This is a genomic window from Sphingobium sp. HWE2-09 (genome assembly GCF_035989265.1).
In the GTDB taxonomy this organism is placed as follows: Bacteria; Pseudomonadota; Alphaproteobacteria; order Sphingomonadales; family Sphingomonadaceae; genus Sphingobium.
On record NZ_JAYKZX010000003.1, the window covers coordinates 2,870,196 to 2,877,500 of the forward strand.

Genomic DNA, 7,305 nt, shown 5'->3' on the forward strand with positions numbered 1-7,305 from the left:
CTACCTCCGTTCGCCCTGAGCCTGTCGAAGGGCTCTTCTTCTTCCAGAAAGCAACGGGCTGCGACAGGCTCAGCCCGAACGGCTTCGAGGTGCGTGCCTGATGCACATCTCCCCCGAACGCATCGCGCAGATCGAGGCGCGCCGGGACGAGGTGCAGGCGTCGATGACGCGCGCCGACCTCGCGCCCGATGCGTTCGTGAAGCTGTCGAAGGAATATGCGGAGATCGAGCCGGTCGCCAGAGCCGCGCATGAAGTGCGCCGCCTGCGCCAGGAACTGGCCGCGCTCGACGTGATGGCAGGTGGCGGCGACGATCCCGATGCCGACCCCCTGATGCGCGAAATGGCGCAGGAGGAAATGCAGCTGCTCAAGAGCCAGCTGCCTCAGGCCGAACGCGCCCTGGCGCTGCAGTTGCTGCCCCGCGATTCCGCCGATGCCCGCCCCGCCATGCTGGAAATCCGCGCCGGCACCGGCGGCGACGAGGCGGCCCTGTTCGCGGGCGACCTGTTCCGCATGTATCAGCGCTATGCCGATACCCAGGGCTGGAAGATGGAGTTGATGACCGCCAATGCTTCCGAAGTCGGCGGCTTCAAGGAAGTGGTCGCCAGCATCAACGGCGTCGGCGTCTTCGCCAAGCTGAAGTTCGAAAGCGGCGTGCACCGCGTCCAGCGCGTCCCTGCGACCGAAAGCGGCGGGCGCATCCACACCTCTGCGGCGACCGTCGCGATCCTGCCCGAACCCGAGGAAGTCGACGTCCAGATCGCCGATGGCGACCTCAAGATCGACATCTACCGCGCATCGGGCGCAGGTGGGCAGCACGTCAACACCACCAATTCGGCGGTGCGCATCACCCATCTGCCCACCGGCACCGTCGTCATCCAGCAGGATGAACGATCGCAGCACAAGAATAAGGCGAAGGCGATGCAGGTGCTGCGCGCCCGCCTCTACGAAGCCGAACGCGAACGCACCCAGAGCGAACAGGCGGGCGCGCGCAAGGCGATGGTGGGATCGGGCGACCGCTCCGAACGCATCCGCACCTATAATTTCCCTCAGGGCCGCGTCACCGACCACCGCATCAACCTGACCCTGCACCGCCTGCCCGAAATTCTCGAAGGGCCGGGCTTGGCCGACGTCATCGACGCGCTGGTCGCGGAAGACGAAGCCGCGCGCCTGGCGCAGCTGGACGGGGTGGCGTGAGACACCGGCACAGCATTTTTCCGTCATCCCCGCGAAAGCGGGGACCCATCTCCCAACAGTCCGTCCCTGATGCGCCGTCTGGAGATGGATTCCCGCCTGCGCAGGAATGACGATCGAAAGCGTCCCCGACGCCCTGCGCGCCGCAACCGTCCAACTCGCTGTCGCAAGCGACACCGCCCGCCTGGACGCCGAACTGCTGATGGCCCATGCGCTGGGCCTGTCGCGGCGCGACCTGTTGCTGCGCCAGCGTGACCTCGCCGTTCCTGCGACCTTCGCGTCCCTGCTGGACCGCCGCCTGTCGGGCGAACCGATCGCCCATATCACCGGCACGCGCGATTTCTGGACGATCAGCCTGTCCGTGACGCCCGACACGCTGATCCCCCGCCCGGACAGCGAAACGCTGATCGAGGCGGCAGTGGACCATTTCTCGGCCCGCCCGCCCGCCACGATCCTCGACCTTGGCACCGGCTCCGGCGCGTTGCTGCTCGCCGCGCTCGACCAGTGGCCCACCGCGCGCGGCCTGGGCATCGATGCGTCCGCTGCGGCGCTGGCGGTGGCGCAGGCCAATGCCGCGCGGCTGGGCATGGCCGACCGCGCCGATTTCCGGCCGGGCGACTGGGCAACCGGCGTCACAGGGGCGTTCGACCTGTTGCTGATCAACCCGCCCTATATCGTCGCGGACCTGCCCCTGACGGGCGATGTGCTGCGCGAACCGGCAAGCGCCTTGTTCGCCGGAGCGGACGGGCTGGACGATTATCGCCGTATCGCGCCCGACCTGCCTCGTTTGATCGCGCCGGGCGGCATGGCGGCGATCGAGATCGGCTATGACCAAAAGGACAGTGTCGGCGCGTTGCTGCGCGATCAGGGGCTATATGTCGCGGTACGGCGCGATTTAATCGGCCATGATCGCTGCCTGATCGCCACCCATCCTGCCTAGAAACGACCGATTTACTATCAATCAAGCGAAAATTGCTTGGTTTATGGTGCGAAAGCCACTACATCGGCCTTAGGAACGGCTCTATCTTGTGACATGATCGTTTAGGTCATTGATAGAAAAGGCCAGTTTCCTGCTCCTTAAAGTCATGACGGCGCTCGCTGCGCAAGCGCTGCTGGCAGTCGGGGAATGGTCCGAAAAAGGATCATGCCGTGGCGGAGCCGTATCCGGCCTGAAGGACAGGCCGCTTTGGGATGGCGACTGAACAGTGTTTTCAGCCAATGATGTCATAGCGAACGCAAGGATCATGTCTTGATCAACAACCGGCAGGCCGGCCGCCGCAATCGCGGCCGGAACAATAACAACGGACGTCCCAACGGCAACAACCGGGGCGGTGGCGACAACGGTAACCGCATCGACAACCGCGCGCGCGGCAACGCGACCCAGCTTCTTGAGAAATACAGGAACATGGCGCGCGATGCCCAGATGGCGGGCGATCGGGTGAACGCCGAATATTATCTCCAGTTCGCCGATCATTATTTCCGCGTGCTGGCCGACAATCGCGCCCGTCAGGAGGAGCAACAGCCCCGCCCGCGCAACCGCGACGAGAATTTCGACCAGGATGGCGATGATTTCGACAACGGCTTCGACAATGCCGACGATTTCCGCACCGACCAGCAGCACGCCTATGACCGCACCCCGCGGGAACAGACCAGCTATGATCGTGCTCCGCGCGAACAGGGGCAACGCGACCAAGGTCAGCGAGATCAGGGCCAGCGCGACCAAGGTCAGCGCGATCAGGCGCCTCGCGACCAGGATCGTCGCTCCGAACGGCAGGACGATAATCGCGACAATCGTGAAGCCCGCGAACCGCGCGACAACCGCGACCAGCGCGACGGGCGTAACAATGGCATCCGTCGCGACCGTCCGCGCCGCGAACGCTTCAACGCCGACGGCAACGTGCCGGTGCAGCAGGAAATGGGCGTAGAGGGACCGACCGGCAGCCCCGCCGCCGAACCCGCGCCCCAGCCTGCCGCCGCAGCGCCCCAAGCCGCGACTGCGCCCGAAGCCGAAGCGCCCCGCCCGCGTCGTGGCCGCCCGCGCAAGGTCGTGGCCGACAGCGAAGCGAGCGAAGGGCTGGACCTGACGGTGCTGCCGCCATCGATCGCCCGCGCCGACAATGACGCCGAAGCGACCGAGGACGCGCCCAAGAAGCGCACCCGCCGCGTCCGTCCGGCGACCGAAGCCGCCGAATAAGCGATCGACAGGAAAAAAAGGGGACGGCGCCATCCACGCGCCGTCCCCTTTTTCATGGCCGCGGCTTTTCGGTCGCCGCGTAACAAAAGCCTGCTTTGCAACCCTGCCGCGATCCGGCACTAAGGCATCGTCCTATCTGGAGAGATGCCGATGAAAGCCGCGCGCCTGCTGTCCTTGCTGCTGCCCGTCCTGCCTCTGTCGGCCTTTCCTCTGTCCGCCCAGACGCAAAGCGCCGCCGATCCTACCGGCGCGAGCGCGCAGGGCGATGTCGCCGTCACCATCTATAATAATGGCCAGTCGCTGGTGCAGGACGATCGCCAACTGCCGGTGACGGCGGGGCGCAATCGCATCGAATTTCCCGACGTATCGGCGCGCATCCGGCCCGAAACGGTCAACCTGTCCGGTCCCGGCCTTGCCATCGTCGAACAGAATTTCGACTATGATCTGCTGTCGCCCGACAAGCTGATGGACAAGGCGGTCGGGCAGGAGGTGACGCTGCTGCGCACCAATCCCGCCACCGGCGCGGAAACGCGTGAGCGCGCCAAGATCCTGGCGGCCAATGGCGGCATCGTCCTCCAGATCGGCACGCGGATAGAGGTGCTGCGCGACGATGGCCTGCCCGTCCGCGTCATCTTCGACCGGGTGCCGCCCAATTTGCGCGCCCGCCCGACCCTGTCGGTCACGGTGCAGGCGGATCGCGGCGGCACGGTGCCGGCGCGCCTCTCCTACCTCACGCCCAATCTCGGCTGGACCGCCGACTATGTCGCGCTGTTCGACGCGGCAAAGGGCGCGATGGACATGCAGGGCTGGGTAACGCTCACCAACAACACCGGCACGACCTTCACCGACGCCAAGACGATATTGGTCGCGGGCAACCCGGCCAATGGCGGCGGCCGCAACAACTGGTGGCAGGCGTCGGGTGGGGTCGGCAGCGGCGCGATCGACCAAGCCGGCACGGAAAGCGGCCCGCGCGAACGGCTGGGCGACTATTATCTCTACCCGCTCGCCGCGCGCACCACGATCGCCAACGCCCAGCAAAAGCAGGTCAGCTTCCTCGACGTCAAGGGCGCCCCGGCCCGCGCGACCTATGAATATCTCAATGGCTGGCTTGGCAGTTCCGCCGATCCGATAAGCGCATCGAGCGTACTCAAATTTTCGACCTCGAAACAGGGCGGCCTGGGCGACCAACTGCCCGCCGGCGCGATCCGCGTCTATATGCGCGACGCGCGCGGCAATCCGCAATTCATTGGCGAAAACAATATCGACCATACGCCGATGGGCTCGTCCATGGCGCTGCGCACCGGCGAAGCCTTCGACGTGAAAGTCCGGCCCACCGTCGAACAGCGCACCCGCAAGGGCAGCGCGCGCTGGGAAACCAAAATGCGCTACACCCTCACCAACGCCCGCGCGGAACCGGTGACGATCGACTTGGCGCAGCAGGGGCTGTGGGGTGATACCCGCGTCACGGCCCAGAGCCTGGAAGGCAAGCGCATCTCGGCCGACCGGATGGAATGGAGCGTACCGGTGCCCGCCAACGGCACGGTCGACCTCAGCGTCACCTTCGATTCGCGTTATTGAAGTCGGTCGCAATGCGGCTTCCATACCATCGACCTCGTGTTCCCGCGAAGGCGGGAACCCAGTTGCACCGTCGGAACTGGATTCCCGCCTTCGCGGGAACACGCTATGTTTTGACGCTATTGTTGTTGACGATCGCTGCGTCGGCCCAGGCGGGCACCGTCCTCTCCGCCAAAGCCAATTCGGTCGCCGTCACCGTCTATCGCGAACCGGGCCGGGCGAAGGGCGCGATCGACCGCAACTGGCCGGGCGGCTATGCGCTGATCACCGAAATGCGTGAGGTCGATTTGCCCCAGGGCGAATCGACGATCCGCTTCGAAGGCGTTGCCGAAGGGCTGATGCCCGAAACCGCGATCCTGTCCGGCCTGCCGCGCGGCGTGCGGGAAAAGAACCGGGACGCCCGGCTGCTGTCCCCCGCCGGGCTGGTCGACGCCTATTTGAAACGCAGCGTCACCCTGCGCCGCACCGACCGCAAGACCGGCAAGGTGACGGAGCAGGACGCGATCATCAGCGCCGGGCCGACCGGCGGCGTGATCCTGAAGACTGCGCAGGGCTATGAGACGCTGGGCTGCAGCGGCCTGCCCGAACGGATGCTCTATCCCCGGGCGCCCGCCGACCTGTCGCCCCGCCCGACCCTGTCGGTGATCGCGACCAGCGACCGCCCGATCCGCGCCCGCCTGCAACTCACCTATCTCGCCGAAGGGTTCGACTGGGCCGCCAATTATGTCGCGGACATGGCCGACGATGGCAGGACGCTGGACCTGATGGCTTGGCTGACGGTCGCCAATGGCGGCGTCACCGGCTTCCCCGACGCGCAACTGAGCGTCATCGCGGGCCAGCCCAACAAGCAGGGCCGCAGGCCGCAGCCCCGCCCGACCGGCGGCCCGCTGCGCCTCGCCTGCTGGCCGATGGACGTCACCAGCACGCATCCGCGCTGGGATATGTTCCCGGTGGACGGCCCGCCCGCCGCGATGATGATGGAGGGGGCGCAGGATATCGTCGTGACCTCGTCCCGCCGCACCGACCGCGTCACCATGGCCGCGCCCGCCCCGCCGCCCCCACCGCCGCCGCCGCCCCCACCACCCCCGGAGGATGTCGGCGATCTCAAACTCTACCGCGTCCCGGTGACCGTCGATGTCGCCGCCAATGCGCAAAAGCAGGTCGCCCTGCTGCGTCAGCCGGACGTGAAGGCGGAACGCCTCTATGCCGCGACCATCGGCTATGACGAGCGCCAGGGCGAATCGCGGCCGATGACGCTGCGACTGCGGCTCCAGAACCGGAAGGACCATGGTCTGGGCCTCGCCATGCCATCCGGCCGGGTCGCGATCTTCGAAGAGGTCGGCGGCCAGCGCCTGCTCGCGGGCGAAGCCGATATCGGCGACAAGGCGGAGGGCGAACGCGTCGATTACGACCTGGCGCTCAGCCCGGACGTCCGCGTCGCCGCACGGCTGTCAGCGCAATCGCGCAAGAAACGCGCCTGGACGATCACGCTCAGCAACGCCCGGCCATTCGCGGTGACGGCGGAAGTCACCATCCCCCATGACATCACGCCGCGCCCGACCGACATGGAACGGCGCGGCAATAGCTGGATCTGGCGCGCCACCATCCCCGCCAATGACACGATCGCCCGGTCCTATGGCGAGCGTCTGGCGCGTTAGGCGTTCGGCAATGGCCGCGGGCGGTGGTTCGCATCCAGCGCCACGAACGTATAGAGTCCGCTGGTCAACACCACTTCGTCCATGTCCAGACCGCGCGTCGCCACCACGTCGATGCGAATCGCGACCGATGTACGCCCGCGTCGCTCCTCCTGCGCATAGACCGACACGACATCGCCCAGCAGGATCGGCGTGATGAAGGTCATGCGCTCGATCGCCACGGTCGCCACCGCCCCCTGGGCGATGCGCGACGCCACGATGCCGCCGGCGATGTCCATCTGACTGAGCACCCAACCGCCGAAAATATGGCCATTGCTGTTGATGTCGCTCAAACGGGGCATCAGCCGCAGCACGACTTCGCCCCGCGCGCCATATGTTGCCGTCTCAGTCGTCAAGTGGCACCTCGTCCTTCAGCCTGTCGATCACCTGTTCGTCATGACCCGTCCCGCTCGACAGGAAGGCGAGCGCCATCAGCCCGGTGCCCAGCATGAAGGTCAGCCATACGCCCAATATCGTCGCGATCACCATATGGATCGGCATGTCGCCCGACCGCCAGTGCAGGAACAGTAGCGCCAGACCGACGCAGACTGCACCGCCCAGCGCCATCCAGGCCATGATTTGCCGGAACCGCGCCCAGGCGGTTGCGGCAATCTGCGGATCATCCAAAGCCTGTTTGCGCGTCATCCCTT

The 7,305-nt window shown here is 66.4% G+C and carries 7 protein-coding genes; 5 read left to right on the forward strand and 2 right to left on the reverse strand.

The features are described from left to right. Positions 1-100: 100 nt before the first annotated feature. The 5 genes from prfA to U5A89_RS19555 all read left to right on the forward strand — a co-directional run bounded on the left by prfA (position 101) and on the right by U5A89_RS19555 (position 6,619). Positions 101-1,195, forward strand: coding sequence for a peptide chain release factor 1 (gene prfA, locus U5A89_RS19535; RefSeq protein WP_445190677.1), 1,095 nt, complete (start codon positions 101-103; stop codon positions 1,193-1,195). A 106-nt stretch (positions 1,196-1,301) separates the two neighbouring features. After that, positions 1,302-2,132 carry a peptide chain release factor N(5)-glutamine methyltransferase gene (gene prmC, locus U5A89_RS19540; RefSeq protein ID WP_338162669.1) on the forward strand — a complete coding sequence of 277 codons (831 nt, stop codon included), beginning with the start codon at positions 1,302-1,304 and terminating at the stop codon, positions 2,130-2,132. Positions 2,133-2,441: 309 nt separating this feature from the next. After that, a complete protein-coding gene (locus U5A89_RS19545; RefSeq protein ID WP_338162670.1) occupies positions 2,442-3,386 on the forward strand; it encodes a DUF4167 domain-containing protein in 945 nt (314 codons plus the stop codon). A gap of 150 nt (positions 3,387-3,536) precedes the next feature. Next, positions 3,537-4,964, forward strand: a complete 1,428-nt coding sequence (locus U5A89_RS19550) for a DUF4139 domain-containing protein (RefSeq protein WP_338162671.1) — start codon at positions 3,537-3,539, stop codon at positions 4,962-4,964. A 122-nt stretch (positions 4,965-5,086) separates the two neighbouring features. Next, positions 5,087-6,619, forward strand: coding sequence for a DUF4139 domain-containing protein (locus U5A89_RS19555; RefSeq protein ID WP_338162672.1), 1,533 nt, complete (start codon positions 5,087-5,089; stop codon positions 6,617-6,619). Here U5A89_RS19555 and U5A89_RS19560 read toward each other — a convergent pair. Next, positions 6,616-6,957 (reverse strand): acyl-CoA thioesterase, encoded by a 342-nt coding sequence (locus U5A89_RS19560; protein WP_338163122.1) that lies wholly within the window; start codon positions 6,955-6,957, stop codon positions 6,616-6,618. The two genes, U5A89_RS19555 and U5A89_RS19560, sit on opposite strands and share 4 nt — an antisense overlap. A gap of 43 nt (positions 6,958-7,000) precedes the next feature. Beyond that, positions 7,001-7,300, reverse strand: a complete 300-nt coding sequence (locus U5A89_RS19565; protein WP_338162673.1) for a hypothetical protein — start codon at positions 7,298-7,300, stop codon at positions 7,001-7,003. Between the last annotated feature and the right edge of the window lie 5 nt (positions 7,301-7,305).

Bases quoted from the DNA above. Each gene is read 5' to 3' on its own strand.
- U5A89_RS19560 (WP_338163122.1), bottom strand. From the start codon at position 6,957: ATGCCCCGTTTGAGCGACATCAACAGCAATGGCCATATTTTCGGCGGT.
- U5A89_RS19565 (WP_338162673.1), bottom strand. From the start codon at position 7,300: ATGACGCGCAAACAGGCTTTGGATGATCCGCAGATTGCCGCAACCGCC.
- U5A89_RS19550 (WP_338162671.1), top strand. From the start codon at position 3,537: ATGAAAGCCGCGCGCCTGCTGTCCTTGCTGCTGCCCGTCCTGCCTCTG.
- prfA (WP_445190677.1), top strand. From the start codon at position 101: ATGCACATCTCCCCCGAACGCATCGCGCAGATCGAGGCGCGCCGGGAC.
- prmC (WP_338162669.1), top strand. From the start codon at position 1,302: ATGACGATCGAAAGCGTCCCCGACGCCCTGCGCGCCGCAACCGTCCAA.